This is a genomic window from Microcoleus sp. MON2_D5, from assembly GCF_036701905.1.
In the GTDB taxonomy this organism is placed as follows: Bacteria; Cyanobacteriota; Cyanobacteriia; order Cyanobacteriales; family Microcoleaceae; genus Microcoleus.
Genome location: NZ_JAUBRM010000027.1, coordinates 47,995 through 70,756 on the forward strand (window position 1 = coordinate 47,995; position 22,762 = coordinate 70,756).

A 22,762-nucleotide genomic window follows, 5' to 3' on the forward strand; every position below is an offset into this window, starting at 1 on the left:
TGAAGAGTCGAGGCGATCGAGAAATCCCATCCCGACTCCGACGTGGAAGTCTGGGCATTGCCCGTCCTACAACTGTTACTTGCCGCAATTGGCAAAAGTAGAAAACAGGTTAAATTCTGTAACTCTCCACGCTTGCCATGTCTGCGCGCCCGCAAAAAGACTGTACCTAGTTATGCTTTTATCGCTGTCAACATAACTTTGCCAACTTAATGAAGCAACAGTTGGATACTGGGCTGCAAACTCCCCTGGTATAGGACTTACTTGAGAGCTCATGTTCCATCCTACTTGCTTGCTAAATTCTTTAATTTGACCTTCGCAAGTTCGACAGTTAGAACCGCCGACTTTCTGCCAAATCTCTAACTGCGGAGTCAATCCATATTTGCCATTGCTCGATTGCATCCACATCTGATCGATCGCGCGGAGGTTCGGACAAGACAGATTGGCGGAGTTGTTGCGGATCAGAGAGACTGTTTCTTGATCGGCTTCGTACCATTTTTTGGCTTCTAATAAGGATTGAAGTTTGCTAAATTCGCTGTTGCTTTCTTGTGAATAAGCGGTAAATGCTGGTTGCAAAACTGCAAGAAATGTGCCTATTAATGCGAGTGATTGTTTGCCAAGTTTAATCATGATGTCCCTCTGAGTAAAAGTGATTTAACAAATGACCAGTTTACCATCCATCTCTCGACCTAGATGAAATCTTCAGAGCCGATGAGGTTCGGAGCAACGCCTGTCAAAGAAGCTAAAACTTCACCGCTGCTGGCTACTCTAATTAATGTGCCGTCCGTTCCAGGGGAAATTGATAGCTGTCCGAAGGTCAAGCCGTTGATTAATTGAATGGTATCTTGAGAGTTGGTGAAATCAGAGATTGTATCAACTCCCAACCCCGCACCTAAAACAAATACATCGTTGCCCCCGCCGCCGACTAGATTATCGTTGCCCAAACCGCCGTTGAGAGTGTCAAAACCTTTGCCGCCAGATAGGTTGTCGCTGCCACCGCCCCCGATAAGGATATCGTTACCTTGTCTGCCGGTGAGTGCGTCATCGCCGTCTAAACCGCTGATATTATCGCTGCCGTTCGTGCCTGTCAGGTTGTCGTTGCCGTTCGTGCCGTTGATGACGTTTGGAGAGTTATTGATGCCACCTGGAGTGTTGCCGGTGTCAGCAATAAAGAGGTCTGGGCCGTTGTTGGTATCTCCCGGCACGAGATTGGCCGCAAAAGATGAAAACGCCACTTTCTGCCCGTTGGCCGAGATGGAGGGGAACTCGGAGTCGCTATTGCCCTGATTGCCTGTTGAGGAAACAGAGACGCGGGTGGTGGTATTGGTTGACAAGTCGCGCACGAAGATGTCCTCGCTATCGTTAGTGTCTCCCGGCACGAGGTTGGATGCCTCAGATGAAAACGTCACAAACCGCCCGTCAGCGGAGATGAAGGGAGTGTAGAAGTCTTCGTTCCCCTGATTGCCTGTTGAGGAAATAGAGACGCGGGTGGTGGTATTGGTTGACAAGTCGCGCACGAAAATGTCGGTGGTATTATTTGTGTCTCCCTGCACGAGGTTGGAGGCATCAGATGAAAACGCCACAAACCTCCCGTCAGCAGAAATAGAGCAGCGGGAGGAGCTATCGTTCGCGCGATCGCCATTGGAACTCACAGAGACGAGGGTAATGGTATTTGTCAACAAGTCGCGCACGAAAATGTCGCGTTCGTTGTTAGTATCCCCAGGCACGAGGTTGGTGGCAAAAGAGCGAAATGCCACAAACCTGCCGTTGGCTGAGATGGAGGGTAATTCAGAGTCGTTGTTCCCCCGATCGCCGCTGGAACTCGCAGAGACCTGAGTGGTGGTATTAGTTGACAAGTCGCGGACGAAGATGTCGGTGCTATTGTTAGTATCTCCCGGCACAAGGTTGGTGGCATCAGATGCAAACGCGACAAACCGCCCGTCACCTGAGATGGAGGAGCGCCGGGACAAGCTGTTCCCCTGATTGCCTGCTGAGCCAACAGAGACGCGGGTGGTGGTGTTAGTTAACAAGTCGCGCACGAAGATGTCGCCACTATTGTTAGTGTCCCCCGGCACGAGGTTGGTGGCATCAGATTGAAATGCCACAAACCTTCCGTCCGCAGAGATGGAGGGGTCGTAGGAGATATCGTTCCCCGGATTGCCTGCTGCGTCAACAGAGACGCGGGTGGTGGTATTCGTTAACAAGTCGCGCACGAAGATGTCGTCGCTATTGTTAGTATTATTGTTCGGCTCTCCGAGAGAGAAGATGGATTGTTGAAGTGTAAACGCTACAAACCGCCCATCGGCTGAGATGGATGATGAGACCGAGTAGCGGTTGCCCTGCACATCGCCTGCTGGGTCAGAGATGCCTGTTGAGTCTACAGGAACGCGAGTAATGGTCATAAGCCCTGACATTTAAGAGTAGAAGTTTGGAGATGCCGTGCGGTTGATTGACATCATTCAATAAGCAGCTCTCAAAGTCAATTCATAAAATTCATAACCTTGAGTTTATAAAAGTCATACTTATCAACAAATGTTACCAACAGTAGACAAAGTAGCCAAACTCATATATAGTCAGCGAGCGAATGATACTTCCTCCAGAATTAAGGAAGTTTTCTCTATTGCGACATCTAATAACTAATTCCCCGCCCGTTGTTGGCAAATTCATCAACTGTTTGCTGCGATAATTCGTGAACTGCGATCGCTTGCAATACATCCAAAGGCAAGGTCAAATGATGGGCGCCAGCTAATAAAGTCTTTACCGCTTCTTCCGGCGATTTAATGCTAGCTGCCAAAATCTCAGTATTAGTTCTGTGCAACACATTTGCCATATCCCGCACTAAGGCAAAACCGTCTCCTAGGAGTCGGGTGGCGCGATTCACGTAGGCGATCGCATATTTAGCCCCCGCTTCTGCTGAGACAACTGCTTGTGATGCGCTGTATATCGCCGTCACCGCGCAAGGAATGGACGGTGACAAATGCGCTACTGCTTGGAAACCCGCAGCCGTTGCTGGAACTTTCAAAACTGTTTGCCGCCCGATCGACTCAAAAGCGGCTTTTCCTTCTGCTACCATGCCATCAACATCAGATGCCATTAGCTGATAATACACTTCCCCAGGAATCAGTTGTGCCAGTTGTTTAAGGGTTTGCTCAGGAGATAACTCGCTTTTTGCCAAAAGTGTCGGATTAGTAGTAATTCCCGCTATCCATCCGAACTTGCTCGCCCGTGCGGCTTCCGCTACAATTGCAGTATCAACATAAATTGCCATCAGCTCTACACCTTCAGTTTGTTAATATTTCCCAGACGGTTGCTTGCAGATTGATATAAATCCGAGCGAAATTAATTGTTAATCTTTAACAATATCAGAATCTCGGAAATATTACTGTTAAGTAAATATAACACTTCAGTGATGTGCATCATCGGTAGTAGTGCGTGAGTTTTGAATTTAACAGGACTTAGGCTCCGAAACCCCGTTTATTACAAAAAATTGGTGGAGGACGACCTATCCGTGAATAAATCGGCTTTCTGAGGAAAATTGGCTAAGTGCTATTTAAGATAGCTAACAACTGAAATCACAACTTTTAAGTCAGTTGGTAACTGCGATTGTCGGGTAAGGAAAACTTGACTCCCCAAATCCCGGATACAAAGAAATTACATTTGTATTAAGGGTTATGTATGCAATAACTCCAGGAGGTGACTCAGAAAATGACCGAAGAAAAAAATCAGCAGCCACAAGTCAGCCTTGAGACATCTTCTGAACAGCCCCAGTTGGAAAAACCAGCAGAAACTGCTGAAGAATTGTCGATAAATCTTAAGTCTGAAACTCTGTCTCAAGCGGTTGAAAATAACGCCGAAGACCGTTTGAAGGCTCTAGGCCGCTTAATGATGGTCAGCTTAACTTGGTCGCTGGCGGGGCTTTCCAAACGCGAGTAAGTTATGGAACACTACCGCAACGGGCGAGTTATGATTTGTGAGTTGTGTTGTAAGTTTTGTGTAACTCAAAACTTACAACTCCCGGACTTACATGATGTTCGGTTAGTTGTAAGAAAACCAGTTTTTAGTGAAGACTTTAGTCCTTAAAGCAAGGACTAAAGTTTTCAACAGAGCACTCATAACTTTTCTTTAATTCCTTCAAACTGCCCCAAAAAAGTCGGTTCTGGACGGGTAACGCGCACTTCCCAAAGCGCTTTGAGGACTGCCAAAAATTCGCGGAAACTGTAGCGAATCATGCCCTTTTGGCGAAATTTGCCCCAATCCGGCGTTCCTAAACCGATCGCCTCTACGCCCAACTGGCGGCAGGTATAAACAGCGCGGGCTAAGTGAAAGTTTTGGGTAACTAAAACAGCCTGGGTTATGCCAAAAATCTCTTTCGCCCGGTAGCAACTTTCATAGGTGCTAAATCCGGCATAATCGAGAATGATATTATTAGTCGGTACGCCCTGGGCTGCGGCGTAGTCCTGCATTGCTTGTACTTCGTTGTAATCGACGCTGCTATTGTCTCCTGTCATCAAAAGTTTGTCCACTCGCCCCGCTTTGTACAAATCGACGCCTGCTTGGACTCGATCGGCTAACATGGGGGTTGGAGTGCCGTCTTCCCAAACTCCGGCACCAAAAACTATAGCGATGGATTCAGCAGGCACGTTAGCTATATCGCTGTGGCGGTAGTTGCGGGTAACAAGTCGGACGTAGTAGTTGAGGGCTAGGGGTGTGAGCACTGAGGTTAATATTAACAGCCCGATGGCAAGGCGCCATTGAAATATAAAGGGTTTAGACAACATAAATTCAAGTTAACTTCCTATATAATTACAAAAACAGGAACCTTCGCGGGTCTAAAAATCGTCAAGTTACCTAATTTACATTATATTGAAAAAAATATGATTCAACAACAGCAAAAATTTGAATTGCTGGAATCACTTTTATGGGAACCCAAAAACGGCTATTTTTTGCTAGACAGACATCTTCAAAGATTACAGCTATCGGCTGATTATTTTAATTTCCCCCTATCGCTAACAGAAGCAAGCAATGCTTTACAAGCATTAAGTATGACTTGCGGGTCAGTCAAACACAAAATACGGTTAACAATATCTTCTGAGGGACACATAAAATTACAAGCTCAGACACTAGATAGCGGTATCTTAAAAATCGGTGCATCTGTGGGAATTGCCCGCAAACCGATCGATTCTCAAAACCCATTTCTTTACCACAAGACAACTTACCGATTGCCTTATACAATGGCTTTGGAGTCGCAGCCCGAATATCAGGATGTCTTTCTGTGGAATCAAGATGGAGTTATCACCGAATCCACGATCGCCAATATCGCGATCGATACACCCGCAGGTCTAATCACACCTCCCGTCAAGTGCGGTTTATTACCGGGGACGTTTCGTTCTCAACTTTTAGAGGAGGGAAAAATCAGAGAAGAATTAATTACCTTAGATGATTTGCACAGTACCCAAACTCTATTTCTCATTAACTCCGTTAGGGGTTGGATACGCCTCAAAAAAGAAGCAAGCCGAGATGTTTGGAAAGTTGTCAGTAATGGCTGAGATAACGCTTTCAATCGATTTTAGTAGGTGCGAACTGTGAACCTTACTACTACAGATAGTGTCAAAATTGACTCGTAGCGTAAGTTCTGAAAGTGTTAACAATAGTGCAATCTATTATGAAACAAATACAACCTTGGCATTGGCGAAAGCTTCCCCTAAATCAGCGCAGCGGATCTGAAATTTTTCAAATTTTATTTCTCGGTCAAACTGCCGACAGTGCAAGCTCAATATCGGATTGTGTCCCCCGCGATATGGCCGTTCTCCTAGAAAGTCCAGTTACATCTTCTACTAACTTGGCACGATATTCTATTTGTGCAGGTTCTCCCCGGATAATTGATGGTCAATCTCAGCTATGGACACCGCCAGTCGGTGAAATTTTACCTTTTTTGCGCGCTCTTTTGGACTCTCAAAAGCAAAATTTAGCAGTAAATGTACCGCCGGAAATTCCTTTTACTGGGGGTTGGTTGGGATGGCTAGGTTATGATTTAGCATGGGAAATCGAACACCTGCCCCAACTCAATACCGATCCGCTTCCTTTCCCGGTTAGCTGTTGGTACGAACCAGAATCTTTTGCGGTTTTAGACCGTCAAACGCAAATTCTCTGGTTGGCTGCAAGTCAACCTTCTCACCTCGATGTTATGCAGCATCAATTAGAGCAAACCGATCGAGAAATAATCGAGAATAATTTACCCGAAAATTATCAACAAAATTCCGCTACTCCTATTTTTCAACTCTCTCAGAGTGAGTACAAAGAAATAGTGCAAAAAGCTCAGAAGTATATTCATGCGGGCGATATTTTTCAGGCTAATTTATCTTTGCGGTTTGAAGCCCGTACAGATTGCAGTAGTTGGTCAATTTACCGCGCTTTGCAACAAATCAATCCTTCGCCTTTTGCAAGTTATTGGCAAACTCCGTGGGGGGCGATAGTTAGTTGTTCGCCGGAAAGACTGGTTCAATTATTAGGAAAAAAAGTGGATACTAGACCGATCGCGGGAACAAGAGCGCGAGGTTTAACCGACATTCAAGATGAGCAGTTAGCACAGGAATTAATAGAGAATATCAAAGAAAGAGCCGAACATATTATGTTAGTTGACTTAGAGCGCAACGATATCGGGAGAGTGTGTGAATGGGGTTCGGTAAAAGTTAACGAATTTCTGACGATTGAACGCTACAGTCACGTGATGCACCTTGTCAGTAATGTTATCGGTACATTAAGAGGAGATTGCGACGCGATCGACTTGATTCGAGGGGTATTTCCGGGCGGTACGATTACAGGCTGTCCGAAAGTGCGCTGTCTGGAAATCATCGAAGAATTGGAACCCGTGAAGCGCAATTTATTTTACGGTTCCTGCGGTTATTTGGACTGGCGCGGCAACCTGGATTTAAATATTTTGATTCGCACCCTTTTATATGCACCAAAAAGTGACGGTACGACCGGGGGAATTGTTTGGGGACAAGTGGGTGCGGGGATTGTTGCTGATAGCGATCCGGAAAGGGAATGGCAGGAGTCGCTGCATAAAGCTCAAGCTCAAGTTAATGCTTTGAAATTAGCGGAAATAGTTGATTAGATGCGTGTTAGATAAATCGACTTGTTAAGATTATTGAAGATTTAGATCGCAGATTTAATTTTAATGTAATAGCGAGTGAAACAGAGCGAAAACAAAAGATTTCTTCTAGTATTAATGTTAGGGAACTGTTGGTATGGTGTTGCCTAATAGTTTTTTTAGCGATCGCACTGTGAGTCAGATTCTGGGTGAACTCATGGATATTAGACGAGACTGCCAAAGCTGGTTAGCTGTTGGATAAGCTCACTATCACGATCGGAAAGGAAAAGCACAAGCAATTAACAAAGCCCCTCAATGGCTGATTCCGGCCATAATTTATGAGACTTCTTCAACCATTGTTGTGGGGCAGGCAAAATGCCTGCCCAAGGCTTGCTTTTCACTCCTATGTCTATTGATTGTCCGAACCTACTGCCTCAGAAATAGAACTAAATCCGCCTTCTTCTAACTTTTGCAACAAACCTTGGAGAATCCGACGCACCATCCAAGGCCCTTCGTAAACCCAACCCGTGTAGACTTGAATTAAACTTGCACCGGCAGCTATTTTTTCCCAAGCATCTTCGGCGGTGAAAATGCCACCAACTCCAATTATGGGCAATTCGCCTTTTGTATATTGCCAGATAAATCGGATTACTTCTGTCGATCGCTCCCGCACTGGAAGCCCGCTAATTCCCCCGGCTTCTTCGGCGATTGGTTTGCCTGTTTCTCGTAATATTTGTGTTTTCAATCCATCGCGGCGGATGGTGGTATTTGTGGCGATAATTCCTGCTAGTTGGTAGGTTTTTGCTAAGTCGAGGATTGATACGATAGCCTCCGACTCCAAATCCGGCGCAATCTTGACTAAAATTGGCTTGCTTCCCTGATTTTCTTGTTGCAAAATTTCCAAAATTGTGCTTAGCCCAGCAGCATCTTGGAGCGATCGCAACCCAGGCGTATTCGGAGACGAAACGTTCACTACAAAATAGTCGCCCCAATCTTTCAGCAGCTTAAAACTCTCCAAATAGTCGGCTGCGGCTTGCTCTAACGGTGTTACCTTAGATTTACCGAGATTGATGCCCAAGGGGAACCGAGACTGAGACATGGGGCGCGAGGCATCGAATTTTGAGTGTTTCTGTGCTGCCTGAAACCGGGCTGCCATTGCCGCGGCTCCTTGATTGTTAAATCCCATGCGGTTGAGGGCTGCACTGTCCTCCGTCAAGCGAAACAAGCGAGGTTGGGGGTTTCCCGGCTGCGGTTGACAAGTGACAGTGCCGAGTTCGGCAAAGCCAAAGCCAAAATTTGCCCAAATATCGGCAGCTACGCCGTTTTTATCAAATCCGGCGGCTAAGCCGACAGGATTGTTAAAGCTCAGTCCCCACAAAGATTGTTCGAGGCGAGAATCTTGGACTCCCAAAGATTTCTGCAATCGCCAGAGCATTTGGCGGGTTGCGGGGTTTGACTGGGTTCTGGCTGCGAGTTCGAGAAATTGGAGAGTGCGGTTGTGCAGCCACTCGGCATCGGTTTTCAATACAGAAAACAACAGCGGGCGTACACTTGATTGATAAATATCCAATGATTTGTACTGGGGCAATTTACAAATTAGAAATGAGAAGGGAAATAAAAATATTCACGAGCAGACAGTGAAGGCGAAGTTTTTACTTCAACTTCGATCGACTTTATCCAATGTTTTAGATTGAGGGATAAGTGAGACGATTATATTATAAGTTGATTCTTTTGTATTTTATTTTTTTGAATTTTTAAGTGAGTAATTTTAAATTAGACAAAGGTGCGGGGAAGCTTGGAAATGGGGCAGCAGCAAAGACCAAAGGATTTAGACGAACAAATCGCGACCCTAGAGCGCGTTCTCCAGACTCTCCGAGAAGAGGAGAATGTGGAAGTGCTACTTTCGACCACACTCGGTTACTTGCAAACGGAATTTGACTGGCGGTTGATTTGGATCGGGTTGTACGATCGACAAGCCCACAGATTGTTCGGCAAAGGTGGCATAACTCCTAACGGCGACCTGTCTTTTCTCAAACAGCGGTTTGCCCTCAGTCCGGGGGATTTGCTCGAACAAGTGGTGATTCAGCTTCGGCCGGTGGGAGTTCCGGATTTGCGATCGGAAAGTAGAGCCGGAGAATGGCGCAAAGCAGCTCAAACTTTCAATATTCAAGGCACGACTCTGTTTCCGCTCCGCTACAAAGACCGCTGCTACGGCGTGATTTTGCTCGGCACAGACGTGTGGGGAGCGTCGCCAAAGTCGGGGGAAAAAACGCAGTTGGCGATCGTATTTGGAGCGCTGGCAACTGCTCTTTATCAAATAGAAAAAGACTGGCAGCGACAACAAGTTAAACACCCAGACGAGTCTCTTTTAGCGCTGATTTCGCAGTTGGGGGAACTGCGATCGCTCGACCAATACTTGCAAGCGGTGGTCGAACAAACTCATGAATTTATCGAGCCGACGCGCACCAATGTTTATTGGTTCGAGCGAGAGCGGCGCTATTTTTGGCGCCGAGTCAGCAACCGCGAAGTTGCTCCGGGTTTGGGCGGGCCGAGCCGAGCGGCTTCGGGCATCACCGTTCAAGACTTGGGCGAATTTTATCAGGCTTTGGGCAGGGAAGAAATGGTTTGGATCGGTGAATCTCAAAGTTCTCTGAAAACTGAGCTGACGGGGCGGTTGATGCAGCAAATCCGCGCTCGCTCTCTGTTGGCTGCGCCGATTGTTTCAGAAGGGGAATTGTTGGGATTTTTGGCAGTCGAAGCCGGCGAGCCCCGGATTTGGCAAGACAATGAAAAGCATTACCTGCAGGGAGTGGCGCAGTTAGTGGCTCTGACGGCTCCTGTGTCGGAGATGGAGGAGAAAATTCAGCAAATTGAGATCGATCGAGATTTAACTGCGGGAATAGCTCGCGCCATCTACAGCGATGCTGACTGGGAGGCGACTTTGAAAAATACCGCCGAACAGTTGTGCGAGCGGCTCAAATGCGAATACTTTTTGCTGCTGCTGTACGGCGAAGAACAAAATCGCTTTGAAATTGTCTGCCAAAATCTGCCCCGCAACCGCAGGTCAGTGCCGTCGCCGCTCAACGCCCTCGATGTGGCTGACGTGGGGCTGTTGCAAGAAAGCGAACCTGTGGCTATTGAAAATTGGGAGGAAGACGGGCGGTTGGGCGCTTGGCGGGAAGTGTTGGGGGAGGCGGGGGTGCGATCGCTTTTGGCATCGACCACAAGGGGGAAAAAGAAAGAGGGAGAAAACCCGAATCTACAATCGAAAATCGCTAATCGAAAATCGATCGAGGGTTTGCTGGTTGTCGGACACAATGCAACTCGCACTTGGAGGCGATCTGAGCAAGAATTAGTTCGGCTAGTGGGCCAACAGCTAGGATTGATCCTGCACTCCTGGCAGCAGAGTGCGGAAATCGACAAATATCAGCAATTTGAACGATTGCTCAAATCGGGTTTGGCGGTTTTGCACCATTCTCCTGATGAGCAATCTGAGCAAGAGATATCTGCTGCTTCACCGACGATGTTCCCAGAGTTGCCGCTACAAAAGCTCGATCGTAACTTTGCTCAGCACGTTTCCCAGACACTTTCCTGTCCTTTAGTCGCCTTAATTACTTGGAATCCGGGTCAGGAGGAAGGTTCCATCGTGGCGACGGTAGCTGCCAATCCCGTATTTGCCCTCAATCCCGAGGCGGTGATTCCTGTCAAAACAGACGCCTTGATCCAACAAACCCTGGCAGAAGCGGGCGTGCTGCAACAGAGCACGAGCCAACTGCCGCTGGCGACGAAGCGGTGGCTCCGCAGTCCGGGAATTGGCGAGATTCTGACGGTGGCGCTGCGGACTGCCCCAGAACACGCTGCGGCGGGCATTGTGGTGGCTGCGGACGCTCCGGGCCGCCAGTGGTCGGAGTTATCGGTGAGTTTACTCAGCTCGATGGCGTCTCAGTTGGCTTGGTGGCACAGGTATTTGGCGGTGCAATCGGCCCAGGAGTCGCAGCGATTGGATCTGGAGCTGCTCAACTGGTACAAACAGCGCCGTTTTGAGGAGTTTTACCGCACTGTGGGAGCGGGGGTGAAGGAGTTGGGGGAGTTGAGTCAGTCGATTTTGCAGTCGGCGAAGGAGCAAAAAGATGCTCTGAAAATTTTGCGCTACCAACAGGTTTTGCGGCAAATTGGCAATGCTTTGGGGTCAACTCATTTGCTGCTGAAACAGGAACATTGGCGGCTGCAATTCGGACAAGATGCGGTGCCTGTGAGCGCTTGGCTGAGGCGATCGCTCGATCGAACTGCCTCCCTGGTCAAACAGTCGCAAGTCTTGCTGGAAGTACACAGAGAAACTGCTGTGTCGATGCCTGCGGGTCAGACTTTGAGCGTTCGCGGCGACAGCATCAAGCTCGATTTGATACTGTGCGAATTGCTGGCGGCGGCTTGCAGGCGCTCTGCGGTTGGCGCCAAGATTGAGATTCGCTCTCAGTTGTTGGGAGAAGATTGGCTAGAATTGTCTGTGAGCGATAGCGGCGCGTGCGATCGACACTTAATTGCTGCCTTCAACGGCGGTTCCGGGCCGGACATATTAGCCGTTTCTACTTCCAATAGGTCGAGCGTGCAAAATCTCTTAATTTGTCAGCGAGCGGTACGCTTAATGGGGGGAAACTTTTCTTTAGAAATGTTAGAAAACAATTTAATTGTGGCTCGTTTAGTGCTGCCCCTAGCCAATTCTTAAAATTCTGTAGGGGCGAGTTCACCCCTATCTGCAATTCACATACTAGGTACTTATAAACCAGCCCCAACCCAACTTCTAGCGGTAAAGTGCTTCAGGTACACGCTACATAATTAGGTTCTGCGTCCAAGAGTGGATGATTGATATCAACTCGGTTTGATTCGGACTTGTATTAGATCGAGTTCTCTTAGCTCGTAAGATTAAATGAACCGCGAAGACGCAAAGAGCGCGAAGGAAGAACTGCACTTTCTTCTTTCTCTTCCTTCGCGATAAGAGTGCCTTCGCGGTTTAATCATTCCGATGCAACCGGATGCGATCTAACATCCAAGGTATTAAAAACCCTCTGCCTAAACCGATGAAGTAACAGTTTCCGCCGCCTCAGAACTGGGGAAAAACCTTTGAGTAATCCAAGCAGTTACAATATGAGAAAGCAATCCCATCGGCCCCGCAAAAAAACACAAAGCCAAAGAATGAACCGTCCAAACTCCTGTCCGCTGTCCTTCCAAATAAATCCAGCGCCCGACAAACAAGTCCATCACTAAAAAATGTATCCATCCCGTAGCCGCCGCCGTTTCCTCCCCCAGAAACTTAGCAATATCTGCTAGCTTGGGATTGGACAAAGCAGCCGCATTTTCCGCAGTTAGACTGCTACCAAACAAATATATGTACAAAGCGGCTAGCACTGCAAACGGAATAAAGGAATTCATCACTTTTCGGGTAATTCCCCAGTTTGGTAATAAAATCATAATTGCCCAGAAAGGCACAACGAACAGATTACCGACATTAAAAATTAGTTCTGGTGTCATAGTTGGCTCTTGGCTCCTGCGAATGCAATTCAATTAAGGATGTTAAGATTACTTTACACAATTTTTGCGGAAATTTCTCAAAACCCGAAAAAAATCTCATTCACAAATGAAATAGAATTGCTATACTTATCTAAAATTTCAAATCTCGCATCTAAAATCGATTAAGGCAGCACAGCCCATGACAACTTATAATAACTTTCCCGATTGGTGCCAGCAAAAAGATAATCTCTCGCTTGAGGCTAAACATACGGTAGAAATACTGTTGCAAATATCAGACACTTCCGAGTGCGATCGAGCCAACGCGCTGCTTTCTAATACAACAGAACTTAACCTCAAAAATCTTCAAATTACCGATATCAGTCCCCTCTCATCTTTCACTAAACTTACTAATCTTATCCTCGGCAGCAATCGAATATCTAACCTTGCTCCCTTGCAATCTTTAACCAATCTGAAAACTTTGATTATGGATGTCAATCAAATATCAGATATCAGCCCGCTTTCATCTCTCATAAATCTGACTCAACTCGTTCTCGATACCAATCAAATCTCAGATATCAGTCCCCTAGCAGGTCTAACTAATCTTACCGCACTTGTCTTGTTTGACAACAAAATTTCCGACCTCACTCCGTTGCAAGCTTTAACGAACTTAAATGCGCTGATCCTCTACAACAATCAAATTTCTGATCTCGCTCCTTTGACAAATTTGACTGCACTCGATACACTATACCTTTACAATAATAAAATATCGGATATAAGCCCGCTGGCTTCCTTAAAAAATCTGACTACGCTGTTTCTCTTCGGAAATGAAATATCTGACATTACTCCGTTGAAAGCTCTAACTAAGTTAAATAAATTGGTTTTATTCCAAAATCAAATATCAGATATTACTCCTTTGACATCGCTCACTAATTTAAGTGAACTCAACCTCGGTAACAATCAAATATCCGACATCAGTCCGCTGAAATCGTTAACTAATTTGACTGAACTTTATCTGTTCAACAACCCGATTTCGGATAGCAGCGCGCTACAAGCTTTAAATAATTTATTTTTACTAGACTTGTACAACAATCAAATCTCTGATATCAGTTCCCTGCAATCTTTGCAAAAGTTAACTACCCTGGACTTGCGCGGGAATCCCATTGTTAATAAAATTTGCCCTGTCAATCCTGAATCTATATGCCGGTTTTAATTATTAAGGCCGAGGCAAGATGGCAGTTTATAGAGTATAATGGCAAAGGTCAATATTAGGAGAAAGTGATGAGCGGACACGATGCTTTGATGTTAGGATTGCTGCTGTTGCCCGGTTTGGCTTTGTCGATCGCAATTCTGGGCGCTTTTGCCGCTGGTGGATAATCAGTCTTTAGCACTCATCAGCGCTCCAGCAAGCAGTTTACTGGTTCCGAGAGGGCGGGTTTATCTATTTGTTGAGTTGCCGGAAATATCTTGGGCAAAACCCGCCCGCTTCCTCTACCAATTTACAAAAATTGTGCTGTCACATCGGAATTTACCAAAGTATTCGCGCACAAAATACCCGATGCTGCGACGGCGGGGACGCCAATTCCCGGCATGGTGCTGTCTCCCACGCGATACAAGCCTTTGACTGGTGTTTGCGGCCCGGGAAATGTGCCTTTTCCGGCGGCAATTGCAGGCCCGTAAGTTCCTTGATATCGGCGCAAAAATCGGGCGTGGGTTAGCGGTGTGCCGATCGACTCTAAGACTATTCGCGATCGCAAATCGGGTATAATTTTTTCTAAAGCTTGAAACAGAGATTGCGATCGCTCTTGCTTTTTCTGCTGATACAATTCGCCATATTCCCAACCTTCGTAAGGTTCCAATGTATAAGCATGAACGGCGTGATGTCCGGGGGGTGCGAGAGTTGCATCCCACACTGTAGGAATCGAAATCATGCAAGTATTTCCGGGTACTGTAATGTCAATTTTGCTGTCGTGAACGACGACGTGGTGGCCGGTCAAACCTTCTAATCCTTCGGCTTTAATTCCTAAATGCAGGTGCATGAAACTCTCTACTGCTGGCATCGACAAAGCGCTTTTGCGGTAGCTTTCCGGCAAATCTTCAGCCCGCAGTAATTTTGTATAAGTATCCCAGACGGTGGCATTTGAAATGACAATTGGGGCGCGGATAATTTCGCCATTTTGCAAGCGAACTCCGGTGGTTTTGCCGGATTCAACTAATATTTGCTCGACAGGAGTTCCCAGGCGCAACTTTCCTCCCCAGCGCTGCAAACCTCTCACTAAAGCATCGACGATCGCACCGCTGCCACCTACAGGATATTCGATCGCACAGCGCGATCGTTCGCCAATCATAAAAGCTATTTCCGGGGCGACAGTTCCGTGCGCTTTCAAACCCGACAGCAAAAAGCACTCCAAATCGATCAAACGCCGCACCCAAGGATCGCGCACATCCCGATCCATCACGGAACCGGCTGAACCCGCGATCGCACCTACTAGCGGTAACAGCTTCAGCAAAGCAGGCGAGTACCGAGACAGCAAAACAGGTATCAACTGCCAGTCGGATCTCAGCGCTAAAGCCGGGATTCCGCGCAAAGCTTCATACAAAACTAATAAATTTTGTTGAAATTGCTGCAATTCTACAGCACCTTGCGGTGCGAATTTAGCTACAGCATCTAAGTAACTTCTCGCATCACCATAAATCGGCAAACTTCCCTCTGGAAAATGGTAATGCCCCAGCGGATCGTAGGAAATTGCTGCGATCGATTCCTCCAAAACATCAAAAACTTGCCGCAAAGGATTGAACGACCGGGGGTCAGTCAAACCGCAATAAAAAGAAGGCCCCGAATCAAAGTGAAATCCCCGGCGCGAAAAGCTGTGAGCTGCCCCGCCCGCTATTGTGTGGCTCTCGCAGACGAGCACCCGCTTGCCGTAACGAGCTAGCATCGAGCCTGCGACTAAGCCGCCAATACCGCTGCCAATTACGATCGCATCAAAGTCTTGCATTTATCAAATGTGGTATAATTGTATTATTTCTTGCTGAGTGTTGACAGGGTATTTTTATGGGAGGAAAACTATGAAAGCTTTATCTATTTTAGATGAAGTTGTTCGCGAATTAGAACAAGACGTGAATCTCTCGCGCATTAAAAAAATAATATTTTTTGCTTGTAAAGAGTCCTGGGAAAACGACCCCGCCCAACTCGCCAGCGCAGATGTAAGGATTTTAATTGAAGAGCTGTGCGCCAAGTACAGCAGGTTAGAAGATATTGAATCAGTTTTAAATAGTATAGTCTCTAAGGTTAATAAAAAAACCGAGTATGCTTTAGTAGCAGACCTCATAGTCTGTCAACTTAGCAGGCTGTATGAATTTGAAGATTTCACCAAATTAGAAATAAACATATCTAGTTTTGGCGGTCAGGAAGCTCCCGCATTTGAAGAGCACTTTAGTTCGGAAATACCCAGCAGCAGCGAAGAAAGTGCAAGGAACCCCGGCAAATTATTTGATGTCAGACAAAAAATTTTGCAGCAAACAAATCCGCTGAGGGCGAAAATCCTAATTTTTTCTACTCTTTATCACCAGTTTACTTTTAGCGATCGCGACTGGCTACTGCTGAAAACTCAAGAACTTGACAATCTACTGCGACAACTGTTTAATGTCTGTGGCAGCCTAGCCGAACTCGAATCTCGGTTGTACACAACTGCTAGCAATCTTGACAACCGAGATGAAAACGACCAAGCTGCGAGCGTAATCATCAAAGCGATGAATCCTTGTTACGCAAAAATGCAACAGGAAGAACCGGATGAAGCCGAATCTTCGGCTAGCGAAGATTACGATCAGACGCATTTAAACAACAGTGTTTATGAAGAGAGCAAGCTGGTGGACAGGCGCACCGATTATTTTGATCCAGGCGAGATTACTCACATCCTTCAAGCTGCTCCAACTCACTATCATTATGACCCCCAAAAGAGTTACTTAGTCCCGGACACGGCAGAAACTGTACAGTTTAAAGAAGCCGAAACCAGCAATAATTATGCTACCGATTTCAGACAGGAAATGGTAGAAACATTCCCAGTTGCAGAAATGGCGACTATTATCGAAACTTTAGAACCGGCGGCTCCTGTTATTATAAATATTAGCGATTCCATCAAACGCAAGTTGGAATTGGAAGAAGAAATGACAGAATTAGTCAGTCAAAGTGCTAACTCCGCAACGGCGCAAATAGAAAATATATTTACCAAGTTAGAAGCTGCTTTGAACGGAAAATTTTCTACGGGAAGTGCAGAGGAGCGTTTGTACTGGAAATATAAAAATCTCAGAGAGTATGTAGGAAAAGTTCAGAAGTTTACCGATAAAATGCTGGAAATTTTGATCGAATTGGAGTCAAAAGAAAGCAGTAAATATCCTTCTGAAATCACAGAAGACCTGGATGACAATATTTTAGACATACCGCAGGAAAACTCTAGCCATAAAGCAAATCAGTATCAGCTTCTGGAAATGGCAAAGCAAGGCAAACCAAAGGCGATCGCCCAATTGATTAATCAATTGCTACAGCCTAAAGGAATTGCTGCTACAGCGGGATTTAAAGACGGTTGGCTCCATGTTATTCTGGAGTCTGCTGAAGTACCAAACCAACAGGCTACAGCTACATACATTCACAAAAAACTGTGTACTTTAAAATCCAAATATCTTACTCATGTGAAAATTCACGGGCGACAGTTAGGTAGCAAAACAGTCTTTTGGACTCAAGAATTTGTCAATCAAACTCATTAAATGCCCCGACTCAAGTCTGAGGCTACACCAACTAAGTCCACCTGCGTCAACTGAAATTCAAGAAATTTCATCAAATTTCTCAGACTCAAGTCTGGGGCTACAAAAACTAAGTCCGCCTGCGCGAACAGAAATTTAAGCAGTCTAGAAATAGCAGATTGTACCTAATTAACAACAAAAACAAATATGAATGCGAGCGAAATTTTAAGGCGATATACATCAGGAGAACTAGATTTTCAAGGTATGAATCTCCGAGGCGTATACCTGAGCGGTGCCGATTTAATTGGCGTCAATTTAAGCAGTGCTGACCTCTGGGGTGCAAACTTAGCGCTGTCGTACCTGAGCCGAATTAACCTTCAGCGCGCAAATTTAACTAATGCAAAGCTGTGCGGTGCTAACTTAAATCAAGCAAACTTGAGCGGAGCAAATTTGTCCGATGCAGACTTCCACGGAGCGACTTTGCAAGGTGCAGACTTTCGCAAAGCCAACATCTCTTTGGCAGTTTTTATTGATGCAAATTTGAGCGATGCAGATATGCGAGGTGTGAATTTGCAAGGTGCAGATTTGCGCGGTGCGTGCTTGCGGGGTGCAAATTTGCGGAAGGAGCTGCGGCTTTTTGAGGGTGCAAATTTGCGGGGTGCAAATTTGCAAGGTGCAGATTTGCGGGGCGTCAATTTGCAAGGTGCAGATTTGACTAAAGCTAATCTCAGTCACGCTAATTTGACTGAAGCATTTCTGGGAGAAGCAAATCTGACTCAGGCAAATTTGAGCGAAGCTATTTTAGATGGCATATTTTTGACTGAAGCAACTTTGGTAGAAACAAATTTTTCCTGGGCTGTCATGGCCAATGCTAAGTTGGAAAGAGCTGTGTTACTTGATGCTGAATTGGCTGGCGCTAATTTGCGCGGTGCATTTATGACTGATGTAAAGTTGAGCAATGCTAATTTAATCATGGCTGACTTGAGTCGAGCTAATTTGGTGCGGGCTGATTTGAGTCGAGCTAATTTTAATCAGGCAAATTTGAGTGAAGCTGATATGACTGATGCTTACCTGGCTAGAACAGATTTGCGGCAGGCAATTTTGCACCGCACAACTTTAATTAGGGCCGATTTGAGCACTGCTAATTTATCAGGTGCTCAGTGGCGCGGTACAATTATGCCGAATGGAGAAATGCACGGGTAATTACTTATAGTAGGAATTTAAGGCTGTCACCAAAATAGTTAATCTCCGACCCTGTGATTTAACAATTATGAGTAAAAATAAGCTGGGTAGGAGACCCGTCATTAATTTAATAGTTAAGGCCATTTTGTAGAATTCAAAACGGGAGGGCAATGCTGTGTTAGATACAGGAAAAATTTTACAAGAACGTTATCAATTGCAACAGCGTTTAGGACGCACAGCGGCCGGTCATCAAACTTGGCTAGCAGTGGATTTAGAGTCTCAAGAACAGGTGACGCTGAAAATGTTAGCTTTTAGCCCGGAAATGCACTGGGAAGAACTCAAGCTTTTTGAAAGAGAAGCACAAGTTTTGCAGGCGCTAAATCATCCCCGCATTCCTTGCTATCGAGATTATTTTTCCCTAGAGCGGGAAGCCGGAGCAGGATTGCCTTGGTTTGGGTTAGTGCAAGATTATATTCCGGGATTTTCACTTCAGGAATTGTTAGAAAAAGGCAAGAAGTTTTCAGAAAAACAAGTCCGAAAAATTGCCGCTGAAGTGCTAGAAATTTTAATTTATTTGCATGAATTAAGCCCCCCAGTTTTGCACCGAGATATTAAGCCGAGTAATTTAATTTGGGGGGAAGATCAGCACGTTTATCTAGTAGATTTTGGGGCGGTACAAGCTCAAGCGGCGGTGACAGGTGTAACGTTTACAGTGGTAGGAACGAGTGGCTATGCACCCTTAGAACAGTTTTGGGGGCGGGCGGTGGCGGCTTCGGATTTGTATGCTTTGGGAGCTACTTTAATTCATTTGTTAACGGGGATGACTCCTGCGGATTTGCCACAGAAAGATTCTCGGATTCAGTTTAGCGATCGCGTGAGTGTGAATCCCACTTTGGTAAGCTGGATTGAGAAGATGACGGAAATCGCCTTAGAAAAGCGTTTCAGCAAGGCTAGAGAGGCTTTAGCAGCTTTGAAATCGGGAAAAATACAAGGGGCTAATCTTCAAATTCCGACTGTTTGGAAAATTGCTAAACCACCTCACAGTCGCATTCAAGTTAGCAAATCAGCAACGGAGTTAAACATTAAAATTCCGTCTACTTTAGCCAGAAAGCCTTTTTTAGGTGCTTTTATAGGAATATTAACTATACTGCTATCTTGGCCGATAGTCTTAGCATATTTGCAAGTAAATGTCAGTATGGGATTAGGATTTTTTCCGCTTGTAGCAAGTATGTTACTTAAGATTTTGGGCAATGGTACTAAAATTACATTTAACCGGAACTACTTTAAGCTGGAACATCAGATATTTGGTTGGAGTTATTTAGGACAAAGGGGGGAAGTTTCTGAGATTTTGGGTGCTTTTCTATACAATACTTCTCAGGGAAATCAAATCAGGATTCGTTCAGGTAACGAGAGGGGAACTTACTTTTATACTTTAGCAACAAATTTGAAAGAGGTTGAGGCGGCTTGGTTAGCGCAAGAAATTCAAGATTGGTTAAATTTAAGATAAATTTTTGTAGGGCGAAGACTAGGTGATTAATTTTTTTGTAGAATAGACCTCTCGCAACTAAAAATGGGTGATGCGCTCACTTATAGGGGGTCTAAAATACAGCAGATTCCAGGTTTATTAAGTACAGTAGCAACAGCTTGTAAACCCGACTGCTTGATAAAAAAATGATGCTACTTGAAAAGAGTTATGCCAAGGCTTTCAAAAAAAGACCCGAATTAAAGTCAGTATATCTTATTACGCGATCGCCCAAAAAACATTGAATTTTAATTCAAATTTATTCCTTCACAGGCAAAACTATCGCAAACTCAGTGCCCACTCCAGGCTCGCCATTCACTTCTATGCTTCCGCCATGTTTTTCTACAGCAATTTGGTGGACAATTGCCAGCCCCAATCCTGTTCCTTTGCCGACACCTTTTGTCGTGAACAAATGGTCGAATATCTGCTGTTTAACTTCCTCTTTGATGCCAGTGCCGTTATCAGCAATGTTAATTTTAATGTACCCTTCGCCGACTATATCCGTGCAAATCGTGATGCGGTTGGGATTGGCGGTAATTTCGCTAAAAGTGCGTCCTATATTTGACTCTTCTAAGGCATCGATCGCATTGGCAAGCAGGTTCATGAAAACTTGATTCAATTGACCTGGAAAACATTCGATTTTAGGGAGATTGCCGTATTTAGTTATCACTTCGATCTGCGGGCGGTGTTCGTTTGCTTTGAGGCGGTGTTTCAAAATTAAAATAGCGCTATCAATGCCTTCGTGAATATTAAAAGGAACTTTGTAGTCTTTGTCGCCTCGGGAGAAGGTACGCAAACTGTTGCTGATGCTGCAAATGCGCTCGCACCCGAGTTGCATTGAATCAATCATCTTCGGTAAATCTTCCAAAAGATAATCGAGGTCTATCTCTTCGGCGTGGTCTGCTATTTCCGATTGCGATGCAGCGGAGCGATACAATTCTAAGTGTTCTATAACATCTTCCAAACTTCTTTTACCTTCGCTTAAATTGCCAGAAATAAACCCAATCGGATTGTTAATTTCGTGTGCGACTCCGGCGACTAAATTACCCAATGCCGACATTTTCTCATTTTGCACGATTTGCAGTTGTGCTTGTTGTAAATTTTTTAAAGTTCGTTCTAGCTGTTGATTTTGCTCTTGCAAAAGTTCGGCAGCTCGCTTGCGCTCAGTGGCATCAACACCCAAACCAATAATCCCGATCGTCTCGCCCTGGGAATTTTTTAACTGCACTTTCGTGATTTCTAAATCGTGTAGTTTGCCGTCAACAAATCTGAGAATTTCGCTGGAGTAATGCGGCAAATCTTGAGCAAGGCAGGCGGCATCGGAAACCAGACAGCCCGCTGCATTCTCCCCCAGTATATCTTTATAATGATCGACAGCTAGGAAATCGCTCAGAGGCACACCCACATCTTGAGAAAATGTCTTGTTCAAAAACTGTACTTTACCACTGGGATTCACCATCCAAATCCAAATCGGAGCGACATCAAGAATCGCTTGGAGCATTTTCTTCTGATCGGCAAGCTGAGCTTCGGTTCGGCTAATTTTTACTAGCGATCGCTCTAATTGTTGGTTGTAATCCTGATATTTTTTATATAGCAGAGCATTTTGCAAACAGATGGCTGCCTGGGAACACAGGAGATTGAGAAGTTGCAGGCGATCGCGGGTAAAAACTCTTGCGGTTAAGCGATTTTCTAGATACAAAATGCCGACTAAGTTGCCTCGATCGAGAATCGGCCAACACAACAGGCTCTGCGGTTGGTATTTGAGGATGTAGGAGTCGGAATCCCAATCGCGTTGTTGAGCGAGATCCCGAACAATCACAGGTTTCAATAAATTTTTAACGCAGTCAACAATTTTGAGGGGCAAGATATCTCTGTTTTCATCGAGTGTTGCGGATGATAAGTCGATCGCCCACTCGACTCCCGAATTGTCGAGCGCGCTGGTAGCCGCGATTTCCCATTGATTGCCGTTTGGCAAAATCAGCGCTCCTTTGTCAGCTCCTTTATTTTTCATCGCCAGTTGCATCAGTTTGGCAATCAGTCGATCGAGTTCTCTTTCACTAGAGAGCGCTTGACAAGCTTTTAGCAGTGTTGAAAAATTCCCGAAATCTGAGACGCTCGCCGAAACAGACGGATGAATGGATGGATGAATGGATGGATGAAGCGATTGATTTGGCCCCGCAGGTGTTGGAAAATTTGCTAATGGGTTTGCAGGAAGTTTGGCGGGTTCTAAAATCGGTTTTAATAATTGAGGATAACGTTTTTCTAAGTCATCAATTTTTGATCTATCTCCCCAGCGGACATAGCAATCATAGGCATCTATCATGTAGAGTCGGGCAATTTTTTCTCTTCCCAATGACAGGTAAAACTTAGCAGCGAGTTCGCCGGCCAGAGCTTCTTCATTGACATATTCGTTAGCTTTAGCTCCGGTAATAGCTCGATCGTACAGTTCCATTGCTTCGGCTGTCTGTCCCAAAACGCCCAGCAATTCTGCCTCAACCAGATCGAACTTGTGTTGGTAATTGATCGGCGTATGGTGCGCGAATTCTTTTAGTTTTTTCTGATTAGCCCCAACCCGCTTAAGGATTTGTTGGCGCTCCGCCGGTGCGGCATCTGCATAGATTGCCAAATCTGCCAGCGCATCATAAAAGTCGTGCATCATCGTTACTAGCATCAAAACACAATTCCCAAGATAAGGTTTGCCTCCATTTCCCCTGTCGATTGGCTACGGA

The 22,762-nt window shown here is 45.5% G+C and carries 16 protein-coding genes; 8 read left to right on the forward strand and 8 right to left on the reverse strand.

Annotation, left to right across the window (positions count from 1 at the left end; all coding sequences use genetic code 11):
- Positions 1-75 precede the first annotated feature (75 nt).
- From QUA47_RS12070 to QUA47_RS12080, 3 genes are all read right to left on the reverse strand, one after another.
- The gene (locus QUA47_RS12070) at positions 76-627 is read right to left on the reverse strand and encodes a GUN4 domain-containing protein (RefSeq protein WP_333430912.1); all 552 of its coding nucleotides are present in this window, start codon (positions 625-627) and stop codon (positions 76-78) included.
- Between the two features lie 59 nt (positions 628-686).
- Positions 687-2,399: a calcium-binding protein gene (locus tag QUA47_RS12075; protein WP_333430913.1), complete on the reverse strand. Its 1,713-nt coding sequence runs from the start codon at positions 2,397-2,399 to the stop codon at positions 687-689.
- Between the two features lie 227 nt (positions 2,400-2,626).
- The gene (locus QUA47_RS12080; RefSeq protein ID WP_333430914.1) at positions 2,627-3,265 is read right to left on the reverse strand and encodes a transaldolase family protein; all 639 of its coding nucleotides are present in this window, start codon (positions 3,263-3,265) and stop codon (positions 2,627-2,629) included.
- Between the two features lie 437 nt (positions 3,266-3,702).
- On the opposite strand from QUA47_RS12080, the gene QUA47_RS12085 reads away from it, so the two are divergent.
- Entirely contained in the window at positions 3,703-3,930 is a 228-nt protein-coding gene (locus QUA47_RS12085) for a hypothetical protein (protein WP_333217934.1), read from the forward strand.
- Between the two features lie 176 nt (positions 3,931-4,106).
- Here QUA47_RS12085 and QUA47_RS12090 read toward each other — a convergent pair whose 3' ends face one another.
- Positions 4,107-4,775, reverse strand: coding sequence for an ElyC/SanA/YdcF family protein (locus tag QUA47_RS12090; RefSeq protein WP_333430915.1), 669 nt, complete (start codon positions 4,773-4,775; stop codon positions 4,107-4,109).
- A 96-nt stretch (positions 4,776-4,871) separates the two neighbouring features.
- Between QUA47_RS12090 and QUA47_RS12095 the strand changes: the two genes are divergently transcribed.
- Both QUA47_RS12095 and QUA47_RS12100 read left to right on the forward strand, forming a co-directional pair.
- Positions 4,872-5,543 (forward strand): aminotransferase class IV, encoded by a 672-nt coding sequence (locus QUA47_RS12095; RefSeq protein ID WP_333430916.1) that lies wholly within the window; start codon positions 4,872-4,874, stop codon positions 5,541-5,543.
- A gap of 116 nt (positions 5,544-5,659) precedes the next feature.
- Positions 5,660-7,111, forward strand: a complete 1,452-nt coding sequence (locus QUA47_RS12100; protein ID WP_333430917.1) for an anthranilate synthase component I — start codon at positions 5,660-5,662, stop codon at positions 7,109-7,111.
- 385 nt (positions 7,112-7,496) lie between these two features.
- Here QUA47_RS12100 and QUA47_RS12105 read toward each other — a convergent pair whose 3' ends face one another.
- Entirely contained in the window at positions 7,497-8,657 is a 1,161-nt protein-coding gene (locus tag QUA47_RS12105) for a quinone-dependent dihydroorotate dehydrogenase (RefSeq protein ID WP_333430918.1), read from the reverse strand.
- Positions 8,658-8,888: 231 nt separating this feature from the next.
- Here QUA47_RS12105 and QUA47_RS12110 point away from each other — a divergent pair, with 231 nt between their 5' ends.
- On the forward strand, positions 8,889-11,810 hold the full coding sequence (locus QUA47_RS12110; protein ID WP_333430919.1) for a GAF domain-containing protein: 2,922 nt from the start codon (positions 8,889-8,891) through the stop codon (positions 11,808-11,810).
- 344 nt (positions 11,811-12,154) lie between these two features.
- Here QUA47_RS12110 and QUA47_RS12115 read toward each other — a convergent pair whose 3' ends face one another.
- Positions 12,155-12,613, reverse strand: a complete 459-nt coding sequence (locus QUA47_RS12115; protein WP_333430920.1) for an ABA4-like family protein — start codon at positions 12,611-12,613, stop codon at positions 12,155-12,157.
- 178 nt (positions 12,614-12,791) lie between these two features.
- Here QUA47_RS12115 and QUA47_RS12120 point away from each other — a divergent pair, with 178 nt between their 5' ends.
- Entirely contained in the window at positions 12,792-13,802 is a 1,011-nt protein-coding gene (locus QUA47_RS12120; RefSeq protein WP_333430921.1) for a leucine-rich repeat domain-containing protein, read from the forward strand.
- Between the two features lie 286 nt (positions 13,803-14,088).
- On the opposite strand, the gene QUA47_RS12125 is transcribed toward QUA47_RS12120, so the two are convergent.
- On the reverse strand, positions 14,089-15,588 hold the full coding sequence (locus QUA47_RS12125) for an NAD(P)/FAD-dependent oxidoreductase (RefSeq protein ID WP_333430922.1): 1,500 nt from the start codon (positions 15,586-15,588) through the stop codon (positions 14,089-14,091).
- Positions 15,589-15,658: 70 nt separating this feature from the next.
- Between QUA47_RS12125 and QUA47_RS12130 the strand changes: the two genes are divergently transcribed.
- The 3 genes from QUA47_RS12130 to QUA47_RS12140 all read left to right on the forward strand — a co-directional run bounded on the left by QUA47_RS12130 (position 15,659) and on the right by QUA47_RS12140 (position 20,018).
- Positions 15,659-17,353, forward strand: coding sequence for a hypothetical protein (locus QUA47_RS12130; RefSeq protein WP_333430923.1), 1,695 nt, complete (start codon positions 15,659-15,661; stop codon positions 17,351-17,353).
- Positions 17,354-17,536: 183 nt separating this feature from the next.
- Positions 17,537-18,532, forward strand: a complete 996-nt coding sequence (locus QUA47_RS12135) for a pentapeptide repeat-containing protein (protein WP_333430924.1) — start codon at positions 17,537-17,539, stop codon at positions 18,530-18,532.
- 154 nt (positions 18,533-18,686) lie between these two features.
- Positions 18,687-20,018 carry a serine/threonine-protein kinase gene (locus QUA47_RS12140; RefSeq protein ID WP_333430925.1) on the forward strand — a complete coding sequence of 444 codons (1,332 nt, stop codon included), beginning with the start codon at positions 18,687-18,689 and terminating at the stop codon, positions 20,016-20,018.
- A gap of 274 nt (positions 20,019-20,292) precedes the next feature.
- Here QUA47_RS12140 and QUA47_RS12145 read toward each other — a convergent pair whose 3' ends face one another.
- Positions 20,293-22,704, reverse strand: coding sequence for an ATP-binding protein (locus QUA47_RS12145; protein WP_333430934.1), 2,412 nt, complete (start codon positions 22,702-22,704; stop codon positions 20,293-20,295).
- Between the last annotated feature and the right edge of the window lie 58 nt (positions 22,705-22,762).

What these genes read in the sequence shown, in the direction of transcription:
- QUA47_RS12075 (WP_333430913.1), bottom strand. Translation starts at nt 2,399, where the DNA reads ATGACCATTACTCGCGTTCCTGTAGACTCAACAGGCATCTCTGACCCA.
- QUA47_RS12125 (WP_333430922.1), bottom strand. Translation starts at nt 15,588, where the DNA reads ATGCAAGACTTTGATGCGATCGTAATTGGCAGCGGTATTGGCGGCTTA.
- QUA47_RS12130 (WP_333430923.1), top strand. Translation starts at nt 15,659, where the DNA reads ATGAAAGCTTTATCTATTTTAGATGAAGTTGTTCGCGAATTAGAACAA.
- QUA47_RS12090 (WP_333430915.1), bottom strand. Translation starts at nt 4,775, where the DNA reads ATGTTGTCTAAACCCTTTATATTTCAATGGCGCCTTGCCATCGGGCTG.
- QUA47_RS12100 (WP_333430917.1), top strand. Translation starts at nt 5,660, where the DNA reads ATGAAACAAATACAACCTTGGCATTGGCGAAAGCTTCCCCTAAATCAG.
- QUA47_RS12145 (WP_333430934.1), bottom strand. Translation starts at nt 22,704, where the DNA reads ATGCTAGTAACGATGATGCACGACTTTTATGATGCGCTGGCAGATTTG.
- QUA47_RS12085 (WP_333217934.1), top strand. Translation starts at nt 3,703, where the DNA reads ATGACCGAAGAAAAAAATCAGCAGCCACAAGTCAGCCTTGAGACATCT.
- QUA47_RS12135 (WP_333430924.1), top strand. Translation starts at nt 17,537, where the DNA reads ATGAATGCGAGCGAAATTTTAAGGCGATATACATCAGGAGAACTAGAT.
- QUA47_RS12110 (WP_333430919.1), top strand. Translation starts at nt 8,889, where the DNA reads ATGGGGCAGCAGCAAAGACCAAAGGATTTAGACGAACAAATCGCGACC.
- QUA47_RS12120 (WP_333430921.1), top strand. Translation starts at nt 12,792, where the DNA reads ATGACAACTTATAATAACTTTCCCGATTGGTGCCAGCAAAAAGATAAT.
- QUA47_RS12080 (WP_333430914.1), bottom strand. Translation starts at nt 3,265, where the DNA reads ATGGCAATTTATGTTGATACTGCAATTGTAGCGGAAGCCGCACGGGCG.
- QUA47_RS12115 (WP_333430920.1), bottom strand. Translation starts at nt 12,613, where the DNA reads ATGACACCAGAACTAATTTTTAATGTCGGTAATCTGTTCGTTGTGCCT.
- QUA47_RS12070 (WP_333430912.1), bottom strand. Translation starts at nt 627, where the DNA reads ATGATTAAACTTGGCAAACAATCACTCGCATTAATAGGCACATTTCTT.
- QUA47_RS12095 (WP_333430916.1), top strand. Translation starts at nt 4,872, where the DNA reads ATGATTCAACAACAGCAAAAATTTGAATTGCTGGAATCACTTTTATGG.